Genomic DNA, 18,635 nt, shown 5'->3' on the forward strand with positions numbered 1-18,635 from the left:
TGACGGCATTACAGTTCGCTCAGGCCTTGGGAGGATGCGTATGGCGCGGGTGGTCACGGGGAGTCGCTGGACGGCGATTGCCGGTTACGCGCTGGTCGGCGCGGCGACCCAGCTGGTCTGGCTGAACTTCGCCGGCGTGACCACGGTCGCGGCCGCCCGGTACGGCGTCTCCGAAAGCGCGATCGGCTGGCTCGCCCAGGTCTTCCCACTGCTGTACGTCGTACTCGCGATCCCCTGCGGTTTGATCCTGGATCGCTGGTTCCGGGCCGGCCTGATCGCGGGCGCCGTACTGACCGCGCTCGGTGCCGGCGTACGGCTCATCGGTGACGACTTCGGCTGGCTGCTGGCCGGGCAGATCATCGCCTCGATCGCCCAACCGTTGGTGCTGAACGCGGTCACCGGTATCACCGGCCACTATCTGGCCTCGCGAGATCGCCCGACGGGGATCGCGGTCGGCACCGCCAGCATCTTCTTCGGCATGGTGATCGCGTTCCTGCTCTCCGCGGTCTTCACCACGGCTTCGTCGCTGCCGACGATGCTGGCCGTGACCGCCGTGTTCTGCGTGGTGGCAGCCCTGCTCCTCATCGTTGCCTTGCGCAAGCAAGGTCCGTTTGAGCTGGGCAGACATCGACCGGATCGCGGCGCACTGCAGGTCGCCTGGGGCGATCCGCTGATCCGCCGGCTCTGCGTGCTGGCGATCTTCCCGTTCGGCGTCTTCGTTGCCATGAGCACCTTCGCGCAGGCGTTGCTCGAACCCGCCGGGGTGAGCAGCGGTACGGCGAGCGTGATCCTGCTGGTCAACGTCGTCGCCGGCGTCCTCGGCAGCGCGGTGATCCCGATCCTCGTCGTCCGGCGCCGCGCCGAGTCGGCTCTCCTCGTCGTGAGTCTCAGCTGCACCGCGGCCGCCTGCGTCCTGCTCGCGCTGGCACCGGGCGTCGTGACCGGCTTCGCTGCCATCACGCTGATCGGGCTGCTCCTGCTCCCGGCTCTCCCGATCGTGCTCGAGCTCGTGGAACGCCGTACCGGGGAGGCCGAAGGCACCGCGGCCGGCCTGATCTGGATGGCCGGCAACCTGGGCGGCCTGCTGGTCGCGGTCCTGGTCGGGCTGCTCGTCGACCACCCGTCCGCGGCGTTCCTGGTGATGGCGGCGATCGCGCTCATCGCCGTACCCGGGGCTCGCGCTCTCCGCCGGCCGATCGCCGAACTCCGATCGCTGTCGCAGTCGTAGCCAGCAGTCCACCGACACCCGCGGCAACGAACGTGACACGTGCATTCGTGTGCTGAAGGAGGAGGCCGCCGAAGACATACGAGATCCCGGCTGCCAGGCCGATTGCGCCGTACAGGTTGCCGAAGACGCGGCTCCGGAGGTGCGGGGGGACGACCCGTTGCAGGTGCGTGTTGATCCCCACGTCGACGCCGGCGATGCCGAGTCCGCGGATGACTTGCAGCGCCAGCGCGGCCCAGATCGCCCAAGCCAGGCCGGTGAACAAGTTGCCGACGCTGCTCACGGCGAACCCTGTGACCATCAGTGCAGGCATGCTGAATCTAGTCGCGTACTTCGCCAGGAGGGCGAACCCCGTCACGAGCCCGATGCCGACTCCGGCGTACAGGCTCGCCGCGGCCGAGTCACTGCCGTGCAACTCGTCCTTGCCCAGGAACACCATCGCGACATCGTCGACCCCGCTGAACGCGACCACGGCGAAGAACCCGAGCCCGATCACCCGGACCGCCTTCGTCCGCCAGATGTAGCCCAGACCGTCGCGCGCATCTCTTACGAGGCTGTGGCCCGAACGCTCTGCTTTGGGCATGGCCGGCAACCGACTCAGCAGCACCGCCGACACGAAGAACGTTGCCGCATCGATGAGCAGGATCCCGCGGACATCAGTGACCAAGAACAACGCCGCCGCGATCAACGGCCCGACCGCCTCCAGCCCGTTGGTTCCCGCCCCCAGCGCCGAGTTGGCCGCCTCCAACTCCTCGTCCTTGACCAACGCCGGCACTGCACTCCGGGAGCTCGCCTGGAATACCTGCGCAGTAATGCTCCGTACGGCGACCAGCACCAACAACACCGGCAACGGCGGCAACACCACCGCCATCACCACGACCAGCGCCCCCTGCACCAGATCGCACGAGACCATCACCCTCTTGAGGTCGAACCGGTCCCCGATGGCTCCCGCGAACGCCCCGAACAACCCCGGCGTGAAGTCCCCCGCCAACAACAGCAATGCCACCGCCAACGCCGCTCCCGTGGCCCCCTCGACGTACAACAACAGCGCCACCAGCCCGAGCGAGTCCCCCAAGAAGGACACCGACCGAGCCACCCACAACACCCGAAACCCCACCGACCCCCGCCACACCCCCCACACGATCCCTTACTATGGTCCGGCACAACACCCGCCGGTGTGGCGCAACTGGCAGCGCACCGCTCTTGTAAAGCGGTGGTTAGGGGTTCGAGTCCCCTCACCGGCTCCCACTCTGACCAGGCATTACTACAGGCAGTGATCGGCCGTGGCGACCGTCTGTCAATGGATTTGACAATGGGTACGATGAGTTCATGGCTGGACGTCGCAGTACCGGAGGTCGTGAGCGGGGGTACGTCCGCAAGCGAGGCAACTCTCACCAGGTGCTGGTCTACGCCGGCGTAGACCCCGTGACCGGGAAGGACTCTTACCTAAGCGAGTCCACTCGCGACGAGAAGAAAATCCCAGAGATCCGTTCGCGACTGCTAGCCAAGGTCGACCGCCAGCGGAACGCCGCGACGAAAGCCACTCTGTCGTACGCGTTGGATGCGTGGCTCGAAGTGCATGAAGCCGACGAGTCCACGCTGGACAGGTATCGCGAGCTCGCGGATCGAACGATTGGCCCAGCCCTGGGAGATGTACCGATCTCCAAGCTCGGAACCCGTGTTCTGGAACAGTTCTATGCGCACCTGCGACGGTGCAGCGTCCGTTGCGGCGGGAAGCCCTTCGTCGAGCATCGAACCTCAGATGTACATGAATGCCGAGTCGTAAAACATCGGTGGCCTCCGGGCCGACCGTCGGTGAAGTCGCGTGCCGAGCATGACTGCGCCGCGGCAGAATGCAAGGTCATCGAATGCCGACCGCACGTCTGCAGGCCGTTGGCCGCAGGGACTGTTCGGAAGGTTCACTTCGTGATCAGCGGAGCGCTCGCGGCCGCGGTTCGATGGGAGTGGATCGACAGCAATCCAGCCGCCGAGGCAAAGAAGCCGAGGCAGGTAGCACCCCAGCCGCAGCCGCCGACGTCAGACGAGGGTTCTCGGATCATCACGGCTGCGTGGGAGCAGGACTTTGCCTGGGGAATGTTGATCTGGCTGAAGATGGTGACTGGCGCGCGTCGCGGCGAGCTGCTCGCGCTGCGCTGGCGTGACCTGCACATTGACCAAGGGGTGGTGGAAATCCGGCGCAACTTCACCCGCCGAAACGGAAAAGCGCGTGAGAAGGACACCAAGACGCATCAGATGCGTCGCATCAGTCTGGACCCGGGAACCGTCGAGTTGCTCGCCAAACACCGCCTCAACTGCCAGGAGCAGATCGCGGCGCTCGGCGTGGCCTTCGACGAGTCCGCCTTCGTCTTCTCCTACGAGGCAGACCACAGTCGCCCGTGCAACCCCGACGGCGTCAGCCACCGCTACGCCGACATGTGCACACGGCTCGGCATCAAGAGCCACCTCCACACATTGCGGCATTACTCGGCAACGGAGCTCATCAGGTCCGGCGTAGATATCCGCACAGTCGCCGGTCGCCTTGGCCACGGCGGTGGCGGCACAACAACGCTTCGCGTCTACGCAGCCTGGGTAGCTGAATCGGACAAGCAAGCAGCCAACGCACTGGCCGCGCGCATGCCTAAACCAGGGCGTGCTGCACATTGATTGAATCCACTGTCGTCGCTCCGGGCGCGACAAGATCTTCAGACGATGCTCTTTGCTTGCTGTGGCAAGCACATTGAGGTGCGGGAAGCGCTAAGGGCGGCGGCTCCTGAGCGTCATCGACCGGTACGCACCGCCATGCGTCGCCGCCCGGGAATTGTCACGCTGGGCTCGGTCATCCGCTGATGCGGCGCCGTCCGCGGTAGTCGTCTGCCGCGGCATCAGCCTTGGCGCGAAATGGCTGAGACTCATGGGGAACCTCGCGCACGCTGCGGGCGGCCGTGTTGCCAAAACCGCTGGTAGAGAGCGAAGGCGACGCTGTCGTTCGTCCTCGTAATGAGATGTCAGGAAGTTGCCGACCCAACCGCGGCACGAGTCGGTAGGCCCTTTCTGTCGCGAACCCGCGGTCGGCTGACGCCCCGGTGTTCCAGCCTCCGGCAACTCGGCTCCGGCGGCTGGAGCATCGGGGTGTGGCGGCACGAAGGCCGCAGCCGAATCAGGATGCTCGGAACTCGTTGTTACCTCGCCCTCTCGCTGGCCTGCATAGCCGGTTCGATCGATTAACTCGCGCTCAATGCGCGCCACCTCGAGCCGCTGGAGCTGCAGAGCCTCAGCCTGCCGGGCCGCCTCCAGCTCGCTGAGTGGCCGAGTCGCCTCCACCCGCTGAACCTCCAGCTGAGCGGCAGTTGCCCGCGCCTCCTGAATTCGATCCAGCTCCTTCCGAGCTGCCTCTTGGGCTACCTGAACACGCCGGCACTCCGAGATTGCAGCCAAGCGCTGTCCCACGAGAGCCGCAGCCCTTGAATTGCACGAACGCGCTCGGCCTCGTGACGGTACGCATGGATACGCTCCTCGGTCGCGCGATTCAGATCGCCACTTGGCACCCACGCGGCTGAACCCGTCGCACTCGATGCACAGTATTGTCGCGCCGCGTTAATCGCTGCGATCGTTTGCTGTTCAGCGAGAACATAGTTAAGCTGACTTGACGTCCAGTTCTGTTGCCATTGCGATTCAGCAACAGCGCGGCCCGACACGGAGACGTTCGTAATATGCGTTGGTCATGCGAAACCACCGGGTATACTCTCCCGGGCTATCGCCAGGTGCCAATCCAGCTTCCGCGTGTTTCAATGCGGAATGCGAAAGGCAATGTGAGTTTTTTCCCTCGCGGGTCTCGATAAGGGAACTCATGCCACTTTCCCGCGGCCAACTTGCGCGTTGGCACCACCCATGTGTCATACGCATACATACTATGGTTAAGGAAGAAGACCAAGCCGGGTTTTCCGTTTGACTCGTTGGTTCCGACCTTGTGTGGCGTGACGCTCAGGAGGCCCTGACCTGGATGAACGTACGTTCTTCCGCTCTCAAGGAGGAAATACTCAGGTTCCTCCAAAGGCGGATTCTCCGCATATAGCTGCGTGTCGGGTTTCTGGTATTGACGATTACGGCGGAACATAGCCCCTCCTTGCTTCCTCCCCATATAGCGTTGCCCTGGGAGGCGGTTCTTGAGATCAGGTCTGCATGCAGTTCTTCAGGAATCTCAAGCGAGCGAGTACCTCGCTTGGCTCGAGACCCGTTGTCTCCAACCAAGGGAGTGCTTTCTCTGCGTCGCCCGTGTATTCCGCTACCTCAGCCATGTGAGGATCAGCAATGATGTACATCGCGCGTATCTCACTGTCCAGTACATCCGGGACCGCTTCCACATAGCTCTCTTTCCGGTGATACGAGAGCTCCTCGAAGAAGATGGATACCATCGACTCGTACGTTGGCAGAACGACCACCCGCCGAATCAGTCCCTGTGCTCTGGACTGATTGCCGAAGTCCTCAAGCAGGTCCCAAGCGAACCTGCCGACACTGCTAAATATGCCCATCAGAAACCTTACTTTCTCCGCCGCCGCTGACGCTTCGGGTCGGGTTGCCAACCCTGCGAGGGTTTTAGCTCTTCAAACTTTATTCCGGGGAGTTTTCCAGCTCGCTGCCAGAGCTTTGCAGTGCGATATTCCACGGGAATACCTCCTATCAAGACCGCCGTCTTCGCGAATACAGCCTCCTGAGTCTCCCCGACGTGATTGCTCCACTGATTAAATGTGCTGTCCTCAAGCGCTAGAAACTCGGGCGCGCCACTGTGCAGGCTCGTGAGGTGCCCAACTTGAACTGTCGGCTCGTGGGTGTACATCTCCCACGATCGAAACTTGCGATTGCGGCCGTCAGGATCGCCGACCGGGTCCGCCTCGGTCAGGAGGAAGTCGAGCGGATGACGTCCTTCCTGTTCGAGAATCGTCCTAAGCGCGTAGCGTCTGAATGGCCGGTTCCACTTGCGTGCAGGCCGGCCCTTCTGTGTTGGCGCTTCCATTGGGCCGACGGCAGGGACTTCTGTCTCGAAGTTCGGTGACGATCCGTCCCTAAGCGGCCCGGACGGGTCGGATCCCTGGGCATCTCGGACCGATTCGAGACGCTGAGCCTCCTGGGCAGCATCGAGCCACGTGGTCTCGCGAATCACCGCGAGTCGGCGCTCCTCATACTGGCGCTTTACGTCGTCGCGCTCGATCCGCTGCGCCTCCCGCACCCCGTCGATCCGCCGATCCTCCAGTCGCTGCGCCTCCCGCACACTGTCGGTCCGCTGCGCCTCCCGCAGCGCGTCGATCCGCCGATCCTCGACCCGCTGTGCGTCCCGCACCCCGTCGATCCGCCGATCCTCGATCCGCTGCGCCTCCCGCACCCCGTCGATCCGCCGATCCTCGATCCGCCGATCCTCGATCCGCTGCGCCTCCCGCACCCCGTCGATCCGCCGATCCTCCAGTCGCTGCGCCTCCCGCACCCCGTCGATCNTCGATCCGCTGCGCCTCCCGCACCCCGTCGATCCGCCGATCCTCCAGTCGCTGCGCCTCCCGCACACTGTCGGTCCGCTGCGCCTCCCGCAGCGCGTCGATCCGCCGATCCTCGACCCGCTGCGCGTCCCGCACCCCGTCGATCCGCAGCGCGTCGATCCGCCGATCCTCGATCCGCTGCGCGTCCCGCACCCCGTCGATCCGCCGATCCTCCAGTCGCTGCGCCTCCCGCACACTGTCGATCCGCTGCGCGTCGATCCGCTGCGCCTCCCGCACACTGTCGGTCCGCAGCCCGTCGATCCGCTGCGCCTCCCGCACACTGTCGATCCGCAGCCCGTCGATCCGCTGCGCCTCCCGCACACTGTCGGTCCGCAGCCCGTCAATCCGCTGCGCCTCCCGCAGCGCGTCGGTCCGGAGTTGGTCGGTCCGCTGCGCCTCCCGCACCCCGTCGATCCGCAGTTGGTCCGTCCGCAGCCCGTCAATCCGCTGCGCCTCCCGCAGCGCGTCGATCCGAATCTGGTCGGTCCGCAGTTGGTCGGTCCGCAGCGCGTCGATCCTCTGCACGTCAAACCTCTGCGCCTCCAGTCGCTGCGCCTCCCGCATACTGTCGATCTGCGAGAGGTCTGACCTGGGGTAGTCCACGCTATTCGCCTGAATGTCTCGATTAAGGCGCTGCGCTTCTTGTGCACGATTTACCCACGCTGCCTCAGCCACGCGCGCGCCTTCAATTGCCGCTATTCGCTGGGCGTCTGCCGCCTGCTGCGCATACCGAGCCGCATCAGCAGCTTGCTGGGCAGCAATCGCGCTGCTTCGCTGCTGTTCATACCACCAGTTGTCGTTCATTGGTTTCTCCGGCCGCCTCTAAAGCCACTTCCCGACCCACTCGCCATTCGAATAGATCATGAATTGGAATGGAATTAGGAGCCCGTTGTCTTCTTTGAAGGAGTTCCACTGGTCTCGCTTCAAGCGACGAGCGGGGATGACAGCACGATATTCGCTCTGGTTGCTTTCAGTGACGGGCCGCGTGAACATGGAGAGATAGATTCCGGACTTGCCGCGTGTGGTGCGTCCACCAGTCTTGAATGGTTGCACGGCCAGATATGCCCCCACTGGATGCGTGTAGGTTACTCCGTCTGACAGAATGAAGTATTCTGGATCTTCGAGTCTTGGATGACCAGCAAAGAATCGGGGACCGGGGCGGAACGGCCTCTTTCGTGTGAACATGGCAGCTCCAAGCAGTTGCGAAGCGTTAACCGGCGGTCATCGAATGATTCTTTTCCGCATCGGAGTTGGTTCCGCCGGTCAGAGTTGGCGCAGACGCGATCTTCGCGACATGACCCCCAGGCAGATGGAGGATGCACTCGGCGATCAGAGCCGACGCAGGGCACCCCGTCGTCACTACCTTCGATGCTCAAACGGCTGCAGTGGTTCCAGATCCCGCCATGAATTCTTCCCACGTGGATGGCCAGGCAGACCGTAAACACCTTTCCGCGTAGCAGACGCTTGCGAGTCTGCGGACGGCGGTGTCGGGATGCGCTGTGGCGTGCCGATCAGGTTCCCTCCCCACTGACCTGAGGCTCACTTGACTCGGACGAGGCACGCATAGGGCACGAACAACCGAGATCAGCCGATATTGGTCGGACGCACCCGGACGCACCCGGACGCAGCCGGACAGGGGCCGGACAGCCGCCGCCCCGTGTTTCCGCTGGTCACGGGCGCTGACATGAGGGGAGGGTGTGGTGTTGTGGTTCAGGACATCGGCGACAGACGTCTCACGAAATAGGCGACACGTGTCTCAGGCGAGAGGGTGGAGTGGCCGGATGCTTGGGCATGTCGAAGGCTCGAGTGGTCATCACGGCCTTGCTCGTGGAGGGGCAGGCCGGCTGATGTCGCCCTTGCGGTACGGCGTGCACCGGGCCTTGGGTCTACAAGCTGAAGGGCCCGTTACGAGGCGGATGGTGAGGCGGCGCTGGAGCCGCGGCCACGGCGGCCGAAGACCTCGCCGCGGGCCACGGCGCCGGCGACGGTGGAACCCGACTTGGCTCAAGTTAGCCAAGGTGCCCCTGGCGGGGTGCCCGTTCCGGGCGGAAATTGTTGCGTGGCCGCCTGGTGAGGCCGTCGTTCTATGGTCGTGGAGGCCGTAAGGTTGGCCGGATGCGGGAACCACGTGGTGGGCCCTTCATTGTTGCCATAACCCCCGCAGCGCGGGTGAGAGCACGGGGACTAGTTTCGCTTGATTGCCCTGGTGGTTCCCCAGGCGGCCATCCTCGGCGCGAGAGGGGCGTGGGCCGGGTGTTCGCTGAGTCTGAAAACAACGAGCAGATCATCGAGCGCGCCAGACAACGCTACCGCTTGACGTAAAGAGAGCAGGACTAGGCGACGGAGCAGTTATCTAGCTGCTGCAGAACCCAAGCCCAATCGAAGTTCATCGCGACAGCATCCCCGGTCCCCGAGTCGATTGGCTCAATACTCGATGGTGAGCCGTTGTGCGGGTCGATTAGCACCACGCCTGCGTATCGTAGAACCGCGGCAGATGCGAGCCACGCTGGGTGGCCGGCCAAGTCATGCTTGGCGAAAGGTACGGCCACTGTCGGAGTTCGCGCGCCAAGAGCTGCACACAGTGTCGTAAGAGGATAGGTGTGTGCGTTTCCGTTAGCCCAGGCGTTCAGAGTGTTGAACGTAGTCGGAACTACGGCGACGGCGTCGGCCTTCGGGGTGCGCCTCGGCTCTCCTGGCTTTCGGTTGCCGGTTAGGACGAGGGCGCCGGCCAAGTCTTGGCCTTCGAGCCACGGCACAGCCGCATCGGTCGGGATGACAAAGGGAATCCAACCGCGTTCTCTAGCGGCGCGTACGCCGTCGCCTACTCGGGAGGCAAGTGGGGCACCGCAGGTGATGATGTAGAGAGTGCGCTCGTTCACGCTAGGACTCCTGCGCGGGTTGCGATGGCTGTCAGGGCTGGGGTGGGTTTGCGGGAGCGCTTGAGAACCTCGCGGACGAGCTCGCGGGCGATGGTGTGGTATCGGATCGACTCTGGCGCGACGCGTTCGGCCTGCTGTAGGTGGAAGATCGCTTCCATGTCGTTCTTGGCTTGGGTCTGTGCCCAGGCGAGATCGAGATGCAGACGAGAGCGGCGGCCCCGAAGACCGGCCGGCATATCTTCGGTGTCGACTTCGGTGGCCACGCGCAGTACGCCGGATGGATCTCCAAACTCGGCTGCGACCGAGGCGCGGTGAATCAGGACGTTGGTGGGGCCGAAGGCGGTCCACCAGTGGTTGCCGTCGTGCGCCAGGATGTCAGCGAGCCGTGTAGCTTCGGCCAACCGCTGTGTTGAGGTCGCGCGGTCGGAGCGTCGTGCGGCGATGACGGAAGAGATGAGCCACAGTGAACCGGCCAGCGATACAGCATCCGGGGCGTCCGAGCCAGCAAGAGCCATGAGCCCTTCTGCTGACCGGACGGCAACGCGTTCGGCATCGTCGGTTCGCTGGCTGCGTAGCAGCGCGATGACGACCTGATACGCGGCCATGCCCTGAGCAGGTTTTGACTCAGCTGCCAGGGCTGCGTGGGTTGCGCGATCCGCGGCCAGCCAACCGAGCTGGTGCTCGCCGACCTTCGTCAGGAGCTTTGCGGCGGCGGTGTAGACCGAACACCGCGCGAGATGAGTCTCGCGGCCGTCGCGGCCCTGGTAACCGTCGTACGCGTCGGCCGCCAGGATGAGGTCGGGGAGCATTGCGGTCGCCTGGCGGTACTTTGCCGCCTGATACGCCTGGTTGACCTGCACAGCGCCATTCCGAAGCTGGGGAAGGGGCCATGGGGTCGTTGGCTCGCCCAGGAGGTGGTGATAGCTCGCGAGCTGGCTGCGCACGGCGTCGACTGCCGTTACCTGCTGCGGCGCGTCTGGAGCCAGAATCCAGTCGCGGCCGATGAGGTCGGCCACGTCGACGCGCAGGACGGTTGCTAGGTCGTTCAGGGTGGACAGTCGATCGACACCACGAATGCCGCGCTCGACCTGCGAGAGCCAAGACCGCGACATTCCGATGAGGCCAGCCAGGGCGTCCTGCGACATGCCGCGTCGCTTGCGGTAGGCCCCGATGCGCTCACCTACGTGCATCTGCACTTCCCCTCGGTTGATGTGGTCCCTTCTAGTGAACCGGCTATCAGCATGAACAATGCGCACAAAAGTGCGCAGCTTGCCGAGTGCACATCAATCGCTCGTTTCGTCTCGACGCTGGACGCATGAACGAGCCGACCACTCAGGAGCTCACCCGCTTCGGCCCGGGTGCCGCTGGCGGGATGCCTTCTGCGCGGGCAACTCTGCGGATGTACGCCGCCGTGAACGGCGACAACCGTTCAACCTCGGTAGGCGGCACACCGCCACGGAGCGCAGCCAGGACGGCCGCCAGCATCTCTGTCCGAGATTGCTCGTGGGCCATCTCGGTTTCACGGTATCGGCGCGTCGCTGAGGTCAACTCTTCGCGTAGATCACTCACCTATCCAAAGTATCGCACCTCGCTTGCGCTACCAATGAGCAAGCGCTACCGTGGTGCGCACCTCAGTATCGCTTCATGTTTGGTCAGGCGCCAGAAGGTGACGCCCCGGCGGTTGCAGCCGCCGGGGCGTCCGGGCCGCACCAGTCCCTTCACGAACAGGAGCAGAACCCAATGAGCATCATCCATCCCCCGGCCGGCGGTAGCTGCGAACCATCCGCGGCGGACTTGGCCGGCATCGAGAAGGAATGGCCGCTCATTGCGGCCGAGCGGGATCTCTTGGATGCGCAGATCGCTTTCATCAACGCCGGTCCGCATGCGTCGGTGCTGGACCGTCGCCGAGTCCGACGTGCCGAGCAGCGCGTAATGACCGTCAAGGACAAGCTGGCGTACCTCGAGGTTGCCCCGGTTTTGCCGTGCGCCAGCGACGGGGATGTCGTGGGGTGCTCCCTCCGCATCGGAGGGGTGATGGGTGAACGCTGCGGTTCGACGTGGGACCGCGATGACCAAACCATCGCGTTCGATGGCCCCGCCGGCTCGGACAGTGCCGCATGAGCCGCCGTCGCGTGATGAGCCTGGATGAGGGCCTGGCCGACCGGCGTGGCATCGACAGCTCCGACGCTGTGGGCATCGAGCCCCAGACGACGCGACCATCGGCCGCGTCAACGCACACGATGGATGCTCGAGAGGTTGGAGCGGCGGCGCCTCGAACCGCTGCGCGAAACCGCGCCCTGGAGAGCGCGCTTCACAAGCGCAGCCGCGGTGTTCCGACGTACACCGTGCCAGAAGCCGCGGCGCTACTCAGCATCTCGCCGGAGGCTCTATATCGGCTTGTGCGGCGCGAGGACTTTCCCGCTGTGCGAGTCGGTCAGAAGTACAGCGTGCCATCTGCCGCGGTGACCGACCTGCTCGAATCCGGAACGTCGATGGACATCGCGGATTGGGGCTCCGAGTGGAAGGAACGGCATCGACGCGCCCGCGGCGGTGCCGCATGAGTACAAATCCGATGGACCGGCCCTGCCCAGGCGCCAACCAGAACAGGGCCGGTTCTCCCGTCACTCAGGTACGAGTTGGAGAGGTCTACAGCATGACTGACGCAGTGCAGGCTGGCACGGAGTGGGTGCCGCGGTTGGGGTTGTTGGAGGTTCCGCGGGAGCATGCGGAGCTGATTCGTGGGCTATTCGAGCTGGCGGCATTCGTGGCGGATCACCCGGAGCTGCCTGTGCCGAACGTGCACGGTCGCTTCTACTTGCCCTGGGAGCTACGGCGCCAGGGTTGGTACGGCGCCGAGCGCGACCTTGTTGACGAGCTGGCCGCTGCTCTGGGCGTCGTGCCCGAGGATGACCGCGATTCGGGCCATTACAGCGCCGAGCGCTACATGGGTCCGATTCGGGTCGTGTCAGTCGCAATCACCGTGCAGGCGATGGCTCGATACGAGGCGACGATGTCTTACAGCGACAACGTCCAGCCAGAGCCGAGCGAGTCCGTTCCGGCGGATGGTGCTCGATGAGCGGGCGGGCTGGGCTCGATCTGGCCTGGCGGGTGCATGATTCGGCTGCTGCGGCGGTCGACAAGGCCGACATGAGGGCTGGTTTCGCGGCAACGGTGGAGACCGCGCTCGCTGCGGTGGTGCTGACTCTGGTGTCACAGTCGCACGGAGCCCCGCTGGCCGCGCGGGTGTCGTTCGGTGTGGCGCTGGTGGCGCTGGCTGTGGCCCTGGGCTCGGCGTTGCTGGTGGTGGTGCCGCGGATGCACCGTCCGGCCGACGCGCTGGTATCGGGAGAGTTCCTGTACTTCGGTGCAGTACGTCGCCGCTCGGTCGAGCAGCTGCTTGACCGCCACCTCGACCCGCAGCTGTCCGGCGAAAAGGTGGCCGACCCGCTGGCGGCGGTGACGCATCAGGCCAAGCGGCTGGCCGACATCGCGTGGACGAAGCACCAGTGGCTGCGGGTGTCGTTCGCCGCTGCGATTCTCGGCGCGGTGTTCACGGTGGCCGGTGTGCTGATCGGTGGTGCGCGATGATGCGGCGGCCGACCAGGACCGAGGGCGCGATGGTCCCGAACTTCACTCTCGCCATGGTCACTCTGCTGGCCGTCGGCGTGGCCGCGGTCGCGTGGGACAAGACGCCGGAACTGACCGAGCTGGGCTACTGGGCCGCTGCGACAGGCGCGGTCGGGTTGGTGACGGCCGGATTGCTGTTTTGGCGGTTGCTGCACGGCGCGCTGCTCGCCGCGCCGTTGTGGGTCCTGATGGCCGGTGCGGTGGGCCTGCGTCTCGGAGCGCCAGGTGGCGTGGCCGGGTGGGTGATCGCCGGTGGCGTACTGCTGCTGATCACGCTGGCCGTGGTGGCTGTGAACCGCCCGGTCGGCGGTGGGCTCGCCGTGGCGCTGTGGCTCGCCTACGTCGGCTTCGTGCTGCGCGCGCTGCCGGGGACGGTGGAGGCGTCTGGGCGCTGGTGGCAGCTGCTGCTGGCCGCGGGCGTGATGCTGCTCGGTACTGCGGGGTTCACGCTGCGGTCGCGGTCCAGCTCGCGCGGGCTGCTGCGTCGCCTGGGCCGTGCTGGGCGCGTGACTGACGGGCTGGCATCGGGGTGGGACGTGCGGCGGGTGTCGTCGGCGCGGATGCTGCGCAAGAAGGCGAAGATCATCCGCCCGTCCCTGGCCGAGCTGCCCGCGTGGAAGCGGCGGTTCGTGCCGCTCGCACAGATCGGCGCGACCGTGGCCACGGTCGGCTGGGTCAAGGTCCGGTCCTCGGCTGAGGACCACACGCTGACCGTGGCGGGGCCGCGCGCGGGCAAGACCGGCCTGATGATGAACCACCTGCTGGACGCGCCGGGCGCGGTGATCGCCACCAGCACGAAGACCGACATCCTCGACATCACCCGCACCCAGCGCGCCAAGCGCGGCCCGGTGTGGGTATTCGACCCCGACGGCCTCACCGGCGAGGGGTCCACGATCACGTTCGACCCGCTGACCGGGTGCACCGATCCCGGCGTCGTGATGGACCGCGCCTCGGACCTTCTCGACGGGGTCGGGGCGAAATCCGACGACGCCGAGCACTGGCTCAACCTGGCCCGCCAGGCGCTCACGGCGCTGATGCACGCCGCCGCGCTCGGCGGCTACCCCATGGCCGACGTTCAGCGCTGGATCGCGCACCCCGACGACCAGGCGAAGTCCGACGCGCTGTGGGAGCTGCGCGTCGCCAACGCTTCGGGGTTCGAGCAGCAGGCCATGCAGTTCTTCACCAACAACGAGCGCACCCGCTCGAGCATCTCCACCACGATCATGCCCGCATTGAGCTGGCTGTCGGTCCCGACCGCCGCCGCTGCGGCGGCACCAGGTGGGGTGCCGTTCGACGTAGAGCGGCTGCTGGACGAGGCCGGCACCGTGTATCTACTGGGCGCGGAGGACAAGAAGACCGCACCGCTCGTGACGGCGCTGACCGCGCACATCGCCCGCCAGGCCAAGACCCTCGCCGTCCGCACGCCGGGCCGCAGGTTGGATCCGCAGCTGACGATGGTGCTGGACGAGGCCGCACTGATCTGCCTGATCCCGCTCGACCGCTGGACAGGTGACTTCGGCTCCCGCGGCATCACCCTGCACATCTCCGCCCAGTCCCGCGCCCAGCTGCGCGACCGGTTCGGCGAGGCCGCCACCGGCGCCCTGCTAACCAACGTCACGACCAAGGTCCTGCTGGCCGGCACCGCCGACGATGACGACCTGCAGTTCTGGTCCACGCTGTGCGGGGAACGACTCGAGCAGGTCACCACCCGCGACCGCACCACCGGCGGGGTGTCGATCAGCGACCGCCGCGTCCCGGTCCTCACCCCGGGCCAGGTCGCCCAGCTGCGCGCCGGGCAGGCGCTGATCATCACCCGCGGCATGCCGCCCGCGATCGGCCGGGTCAAGATGGCCTGGAACCGCGGCGACCTGCGCATGGAGCGGTTCCACAACCGCGGTACCGTCCAGTGGGCCGCCGGTCACCTGGCCGCACTCGAGAATCGGATCGGTGCCCGGCTGCTGACCGACACCGCGTGGCTCCGCAGCCAAATCCTCACACGCATCGACCGAGTAGCCGCCGTACGGCACCAATTGACCGCGCCCCTTGTACGGCGGATCATGGCTCGGCTTGACGCCGCGGTGTCGTGGCTGGACGCCGCCGACCCGGCCCGCGAGCTGCTGGCCCGGCTCCGCTTGGTGAGAGCGATGCACAAGGCCCGCGCCGCGCTCGCCTCCCGCGATGCGACTCGCGCCGCGACGCGCGAGCTGGTCGGCCGTGAGGACGCCGGCCGGGAGGTGAACCGATGACGGTCGAGTTCTTCCTCGGGACGCACCAGCCGGGCTGGCTGCGAACCAGCAGCGTGCCGCTGTTCGTGTCCGATCGCCGACTGAGGGCTTACAAGACGTTGCCGAAGGCTACTGCTCGGTGGGCGCTGGACTCCGGTGGCTTCACGGAGCTATCCGCCCATGGGTCGTGGGACCAGGGGCCGAGTCCGCGCGAGTACTCGGCCAGAGTCCGCCGCTATCACGACGAGGTCGGGCGGCTCGCGTGGGCAGCACCCCAAGATTGGATGTGCGAGCCCTGGATCCTGTCCAAGACGGGACTGAGCCTGCACGAGCACCAGGTTCGCACGGTCGACAACTACCTGCTGCTGCGGTCGATCGCGCCGGACCTTCCGTTCGTGCCGGTGCTGCAGGGCTGGCGTCTGGACGATTACCTGGCCTGCGTCGGCCTCTACACCGACGCCGGCGTCGATCTGTCCGCCGAGTCCGTCGTTGGCTTGGGCTCGGTGTGCCGTCGCCAGGCGACAGGTGAAGCGGTCGCGATTGTCAGCGCGCTCCGTGCCGCCGGCGTGACCCGACTTCACGGGTTCGGTTTCAAGGTCCTGGGATTGCGCCGCTGCGGACACGCGCTCACATCGGCGGACTCCATGGCGTGGTCGATCGAGGCACGCCGGAAGGCTCCGCTCCCCGGCTGCCGACACAAGAACTGCCAGAACTGCCGCGTCTACGCCCATCTGTGGCGGCACCGCGTCCTCGCCTCGATTCCGCGTTACGAACCGCTGACGCTGTTCGACGCCCCGTACGGCCAGCAGGCCGCGACCAACCCGCGGAACGAGAGGGGAGTGGGCTGATGCGCTACGACGACGACAAGGACCCCGGCATCGCGGCCCTGGCCGCGGTAGCTGGGCTGGCCCGCTCGGTCGAAGCGCTCACCCGGGAGGTCGCGGCGATGAAGGCCGGTCTGAAGCAGACCGCCTCCAAGACCGCCGTGGCGCGGCTGAACGACACGGTTGCCGCGCTCGGCAACACGGTCGCGTCGTTCGAGGACCTGCTGACCCGGCTCGCCCCCAAGCCCAGGAGCACCCGCGGCAACGGAGCGGGCGCGAGCAACGTGGAGTCGGTGCGGTCGTGGCTGCGGCTGCCCGAGCACGATGAGGCGGCGGTGCAGGCGGTGCTGAGCGAGTTGCTTCCGTGGATGGAGACGACGTACCTGCGGTACGCGACCGCGCGGGAGACGCTGCCGCCGTGCTGGCTGTGGCACCCCGAGATCGTTGAGGAACTGCTGTGGCTGATGGACGCCTGGACCGCCGCCTACGAAGGCGAGGAGGGGTCGAACAAGCTCGTCGGTGACTGGCACGACCGGCAACGCCCGGGCGTCACGCGCCGCATCGGCGAGTACGCCCCGGCCTGTGACGTGCTCGCGCACCGCGACGACGCCGAGGCTCGCGCTGTGGTGGTGCCGCTCGCAGCCGACGCTGACCCATTCGTCACCTGGTGGGCTGCCGGTCGCGACGACAACGGCCCCGCACCGACCCCGGAGCAGATCAAGGCAGGTCGCCGCGGCGACCTCACCTTCGTGCCGAACACCACCGCCGGAGGCTACCGATGAGCACCCACTTGATCGACCTGGCCGACCTGCCTGACTTCGGCTCGGTGACCTGGCCGATGATTGTCGCCGGCACCCTCGGGCTGCTGATGCTAGCGACGATCGTCACTACCGTGGTCTGGTCGGCGCGCCGCATGGTCCGTGCTGTCACCGACGTGATCGAGGCCGGGCGGCTCACGACCCGGCGGATCCTGATCACGGTTGCCGTCGTCGCAGCGCTCGGCGTCGCGGGGATCGGCGGAGCGCGCTCGTTCAATGCAGTATCGGAGAAGTTCGATAGCGCGTTGGTGCCGTTGGTTGCCGACGGCATGATCATCGCCTGCACCGCATTGCGGCTGGCTGCGTTGACGCGCGGGTGGCGGATCCCGGGCGCGCTGGTCACGACGTATGTCGGCATCTTCGGCACGGTGTGGCTGAACATCGACACCGCTCACGGTGTCGCCGATGCCGTCGCCCACGCGCTGGCCCCGCTCGCCTACGCGGTGCTGGTCGAGATGCTCGCCCACCTGCTGCGGCTGCACATGAAGCTGGCCCAGCCCGCGAAGCCCAGGTTGTCGGCGCTGACCTGGTTCACCTCGCCGGTGATCACGACCCGGGTGTGGCTGCATCTGTCGCGGACCGGCGCCGACGACCCGGCCGCTGCTCGGGCGCTGGTCCAGCAGGTCGTGCGCATGGCGTCGCGGCTGGCGACGCTGTGCCCCAGCCGCAAGCTGTGGCCGCTCGACTCGGCCCGAGCCGCCCGGACCGCGTGCCTGCAGACGATCCGCGACGGGCTGCTGTCGGCCGGCGAGCTGGCCGCGCTGCTGCCGACCGGCGGGCAACTGACGCCAGGTGAACTCCTCGCGCTCGTTGACTCCGCGGCGCTCGGTCTGACCAGCCCGGGCGAGCCGGAGGCGCCGACCGTGGACACGCCCCGGGATGAGATCGGTGCACCGGCGTGGCTGGTGGCCTACCTGCTCGGTGCACTGCGCGCCGAATCGGCCACCGCACCGGCGCACCCCTCGACCCGCACCGCACCGCCTGCACCAGTGCGTCACGACGACCCGAGCAGTGCACCCACACCGGTGCAGGCACCGCACCGCACCGACACCACGTCCGCGTCGGCCGACGAGTCGCGCGAGACCGCACCGCGCAAGGGTGCCGGGCCCACCGACGCCGAACTGCTCGACGCGGTGCGCCGCCACGCCGCCGACAACGGCGGTGCGCCGCTGGGCCAGCGCGAAATCCGGCGCGCCACCGAGGAAGCCTTCGGGCGCCCGGTCGGCTTCGGCCGCGCCAAGCGCCTGCAGGAACTGGCCGGGTGGGCCGAACCTCCGACCACCGACGACAGCACGGCACAGACCAGGGGACAGCTCCAGCTCGTCTCCGAGCCCGGCGAAAACCCCACCGAGAACACCAACGACACCAACAGCAGCAGCGAACTCGAAACGAGCAGCAGCCGATGAACAACCCACACAAAACCCGATCAGCAGCCAACAGCCAAGACAGCAACGCCTCCGAAGCGACCATGACCAAGACGACGATCCGGCAGCAGCCAACAGGCAGCAGCAA

14 protein-coding genes, 1 tRNA gene and 2 pseudogenes are annotated in these 18,635 nt (G+C 66.5%); 13 read left to right on the forward strand and 4 right to left on the reverse strand.

The features are described from left to right. The first annotated feature begins 40 nt into the window (after window positions 1-40). Window positions 41-1,228 carry an MFS transporter gene (locus ACXC9Q_RS38705; protein WP_457061751.1) on the forward strand — a complete coding sequence of 396 codons (1,188 nt, stop codon included), beginning with the start codon at window positions 41-43 and terminating at the stop codon, window positions 1,226-1,228. Here the strand turns inward: ACXC9Q_RS38705 and ACXC9Q_RS38710 are convergent. Continuing rightward, window positions 1,158-2,366, reverse strand: coding sequence for an MFS transporter (locus tag ACXC9Q_RS38710; protein WP_457061752.1), 1,209 nt, complete (start codon window positions 2,364-2,366; stop codon window positions 1,158-1,160). The genes ACXC9Q_RS38705 and ACXC9Q_RS38710 overlap by 71 nt on opposite strands. Window positions 2,367-2,396: 30 nt before the next feature. Between ACXC9Q_RS38710 and ACXC9Q_RS38715 the strand changes: the two genes are divergently transcribed. The 3 genes and pseudogenes from ACXC9Q_RS38715 to ACXC9Q_RS38725 all read left to right on the forward strand — a co-directional run bounded on the left by ACXC9Q_RS38715 (window position 2,397) and on the right by ACXC9Q_RS38725 (window position 3,889). Continuing rightward, window positions 2,397-2,469 (forward strand) — tRNA-Thr (locus ACXC9Q_RS38715). 85 nt (window positions 2,470-2,554) lie between these two features. Next, window positions 2,555-2,872 (forward strand): annotated as a pseudogene (locus ACXC9Q_RS38720) (hypothetical protein); the annotation flags it as partial. Window positions 2,873-3,151: 279 nt separating this feature from the next. Then, window positions 3,152-3,889, forward strand: a complete 738-nt coding sequence (locus ACXC9Q_RS38725; RefSeq protein WP_457061790.1) for a tyrosine-type recombinase/integrase — start codon at window positions 3,152-3,154, stop codon at window positions 3,887-3,889. Between the two features lie 1,505 nt (window positions 3,890-5,394). On the opposite strand, the gene ACXC9Q_RS38730 is transcribed toward ACXC9Q_RS38725, so the two are convergent. Together ACXC9Q_RS38730 and ACXC9Q_RS38735 are read right to left on the reverse strand one after the other, a co-directional pair. Then, window positions 5,395-5,754: a hypothetical protein gene (locus ACXC9Q_RS38730; RefSeq protein ID WP_457061753.1), complete on the reverse strand. Its 360-nt coding sequence runs from the start codon at window positions 5,752-5,754 to the stop codon at window positions 5,395-5,397. A gap of 8 nt (window positions 5,755-5,762) precedes the next feature. Beyond that, window positions 5,763-6,449 carry a polymorphic toxin type 5 domain-containing protein gene (locus tag ACXC9Q_RS38735; protein WP_457061754.1) on the reverse strand — a complete coding sequence of 229 codons (687 nt, stop codon included), beginning with the start codon at window positions 6,447-6,449 and terminating at the stop codon, window positions 5,763-5,765. Between the two features lie 2,092 nt (window positions 6,450-8,541). On the opposite strand from ACXC9Q_RS38735, the pseudogene ACXC9Q_RS38740 reads away from it, so the two are divergent. After that, window positions 8,542-8,743 (forward strand): annotated as a pseudogene (locus tag ACXC9Q_RS38740) (helix-turn-helix domain-containing protein); the annotation flags it as partial. A gap of 882 nt (window positions 8,744-9,625) precedes the next feature. Here ACXC9Q_RS38740 and ACXC9Q_RS38745 read toward each other — a convergent pair. Further along, on the reverse strand, window positions 9,626-10,819 hold the full coding sequence (locus ACXC9Q_RS38745) for a helix-turn-helix domain-containing protein (protein WP_457061756.1): 1,194 nt from the start codon (window positions 10,817-10,819) through the stop codon (window positions 9,626-9,628). A gap of 550 nt (window positions 10,820-11,369) precedes the next feature. On the opposite strand from ACXC9Q_RS38745, the gene ACXC9Q_RS38750 reads away from it, so the two are divergent. The 8 genes from ACXC9Q_RS38750 to ACXC9Q_RS38785 all read left to right on the forward strand — a co-directional run bounded on the left by ACXC9Q_RS38750 (window position 11,370) and on the right by ACXC9Q_RS38785 (window position 18,529). After that, window positions 11,370-11,750 carry a DUF6284 family protein gene (locus ACXC9Q_RS38750; RefSeq protein ID WP_457061758.1) on the forward strand — a complete coding sequence of 127 codons (381 nt, stop codon included), beginning with the start codon at window positions 11,370-11,372 and terminating at the stop codon, window positions 11,748-11,750. A gap of 119 nt (window positions 11,751-11,869) precedes the next feature. Beyond that, window positions 11,870-12,190 carry a helix-turn-helix domain-containing protein gene (locus ACXC9Q_RS38755; protein ID WP_457061791.1) on the forward strand — a complete coding sequence of 107 codons (321 nt, stop codon included), beginning with the start codon at window positions 11,870-11,872 and terminating at the stop codon, window positions 12,188-12,190. 92 nt (window positions 12,191-12,282) lie between these two features. Continuing rightward, window positions 12,283-12,705 (forward strand): hypothetical protein, encoded by a 423-nt coding sequence (locus ACXC9Q_RS38760; protein ID WP_457061759.1) that lies wholly within the window; start codon window positions 12,283-12,285, stop codon window positions 12,703-12,705. Continuing rightward, the gene (locus tag ACXC9Q_RS38765) at window positions 12,702-13,217 is read left to right on the forward strand and encodes a Pycsar system effector family protein (RefSeq protein WP_457061760.1); all 516 of its coding nucleotides are present in this window, start codon (window positions 12,702-12,704) and stop codon (window positions 13,215-13,217) included. Before ACXC9Q_RS38760 ends, ACXC9Q_RS38765 begins: the two co-directional genes overlap by 4 nt. Continuing rightward, complete coding sequence (locus tag ACXC9Q_RS38770) at window positions 13,214-15,502, forward strand: type IV secretory system conjugative DNA transfer family protein (protein ID WP_457061761.1); 2,289 nt, start codon at window positions 13,214-13,216, stop codon at window positions 15,500-15,502. Before ACXC9Q_RS38765 ends, ACXC9Q_RS38770 begins: the two co-directional genes overlap by 4 nt. Next, a complete protein-coding gene (locus ACXC9Q_RS38775; protein WP_457061762.1) occupies window positions 15,499-16,329 on the forward strand; it encodes a deazapurine DNA modification protein DpdA family protein in 831 nt (276 codons plus the stop codon). Before ACXC9Q_RS38770 ends, ACXC9Q_RS38775 begins: the two co-directional genes overlap by 4 nt. Continuing rightward, window positions 16,329-17,087, forward strand: coding sequence for a hypothetical protein (locus tag ACXC9Q_RS38780; protein ID WP_457061763.1), 759 nt, complete (start codon window positions 16,329-16,331; stop codon window positions 17,085-17,087). Before ACXC9Q_RS38775 ends, ACXC9Q_RS38780 begins: the two co-directional genes overlap by 1 nt. Further along, window positions 17,084-18,529 carry a DUF2637 domain-containing protein gene (locus ACXC9Q_RS38785; protein WP_457061765.1) on the forward strand — a complete coding sequence of 482 codons (1,446 nt, stop codon included), beginning with the start codon at window positions 17,084-17,086 and terminating at the stop codon, window positions 18,527-18,529. The genes ACXC9Q_RS38780 and ACXC9Q_RS38785 overlap by 4 nt, the downstream gene beginning before the upstream one ends. Window positions 18,530-18,635 lie beyond the last annotated feature (106 nt).

The sequence above is a fragment of the Kribbella sp. CWNU-51 genome (assembly GCF_054073265.1).

Bases quoted from the DNA above. Each gene is read 5' to 3' on its own strand.
- ACXC9Q_RS38705 (WP_457061751.1), top strand. From the start codon at position 41: ATGGCGCGGGTGGTCACGGGGAGTCGCTGGACGGCGATTGCCGGTTAC.
- ACXC9Q_RS38730 (WP_457061753.1), bottom strand. From the start codon at position 5,754: ATGGGCATATTTAGCAGTGTCGGCAGGTTCGCTTGGGACCTGCTTGAG.
- ACXC9Q_RS38745 (WP_457061756.1), bottom strand. From the start codon at position 10,819: ATGCACGTAGGTGAGCGCATCGGGGCCTACCGCAAGCGACGCGGCATG.
- ACXC9Q_RS38750 (WP_457061758.1), top strand. From the start codon at position 11,370: ATGAGCATCATCCATCCCCCGGCCGGCGGTAGCTGCGAACCATCCGCG.
- ACXC9Q_RS38755 (WP_457061791.1), top strand. From the start codon at position 11,870: ATGGATGCTCGAGAGGTTGGAGCGGCGGCGCCTCGAACCGCTGCGCGA.
- ACXC9Q_RS38760 (WP_457061759.1), top strand. From the start codon at position 12,283: ATGACTGACGCAGTGCAGGCTGGCACGGAGTGGGTGCCGCGGTTGGGG.
- ACXC9Q_RS38765 (WP_457061760.1), top strand. From the start codon at position 12,702: ATGAGCGGGCGGGCTGGGCTCGATCTGGCCTGGCGGGTGCATGATTCG.
- ACXC9Q_RS38770 (WP_457061761.1), top strand. From the start codon at position 13,214: ATGATGCGGCGGCCGACCAGGACCGAGGGCGCGATGGTCCCGAACTTC.
- ACXC9Q_RS38775 (WP_457061762.1), top strand. From the start codon at position 15,499: ATGACGGTCGAGTTCTTCCTCGGGACGCACCAGCCGGGCTGGCTGCGA.
- ACXC9Q_RS38780 (WP_457061763.1), top strand. From the start codon at position 16,329: ATGCGCTACGACGACGACAAGGACCCCGGCATCGCGGCCCTGGCCGCG.
- ACXC9Q_RS38785 (WP_457061765.1), top strand. From the start codon at position 17,084: ATGAGCACCCACTTGATCGACCTGGCCGACCTGCCTGACTTCGGCTCG.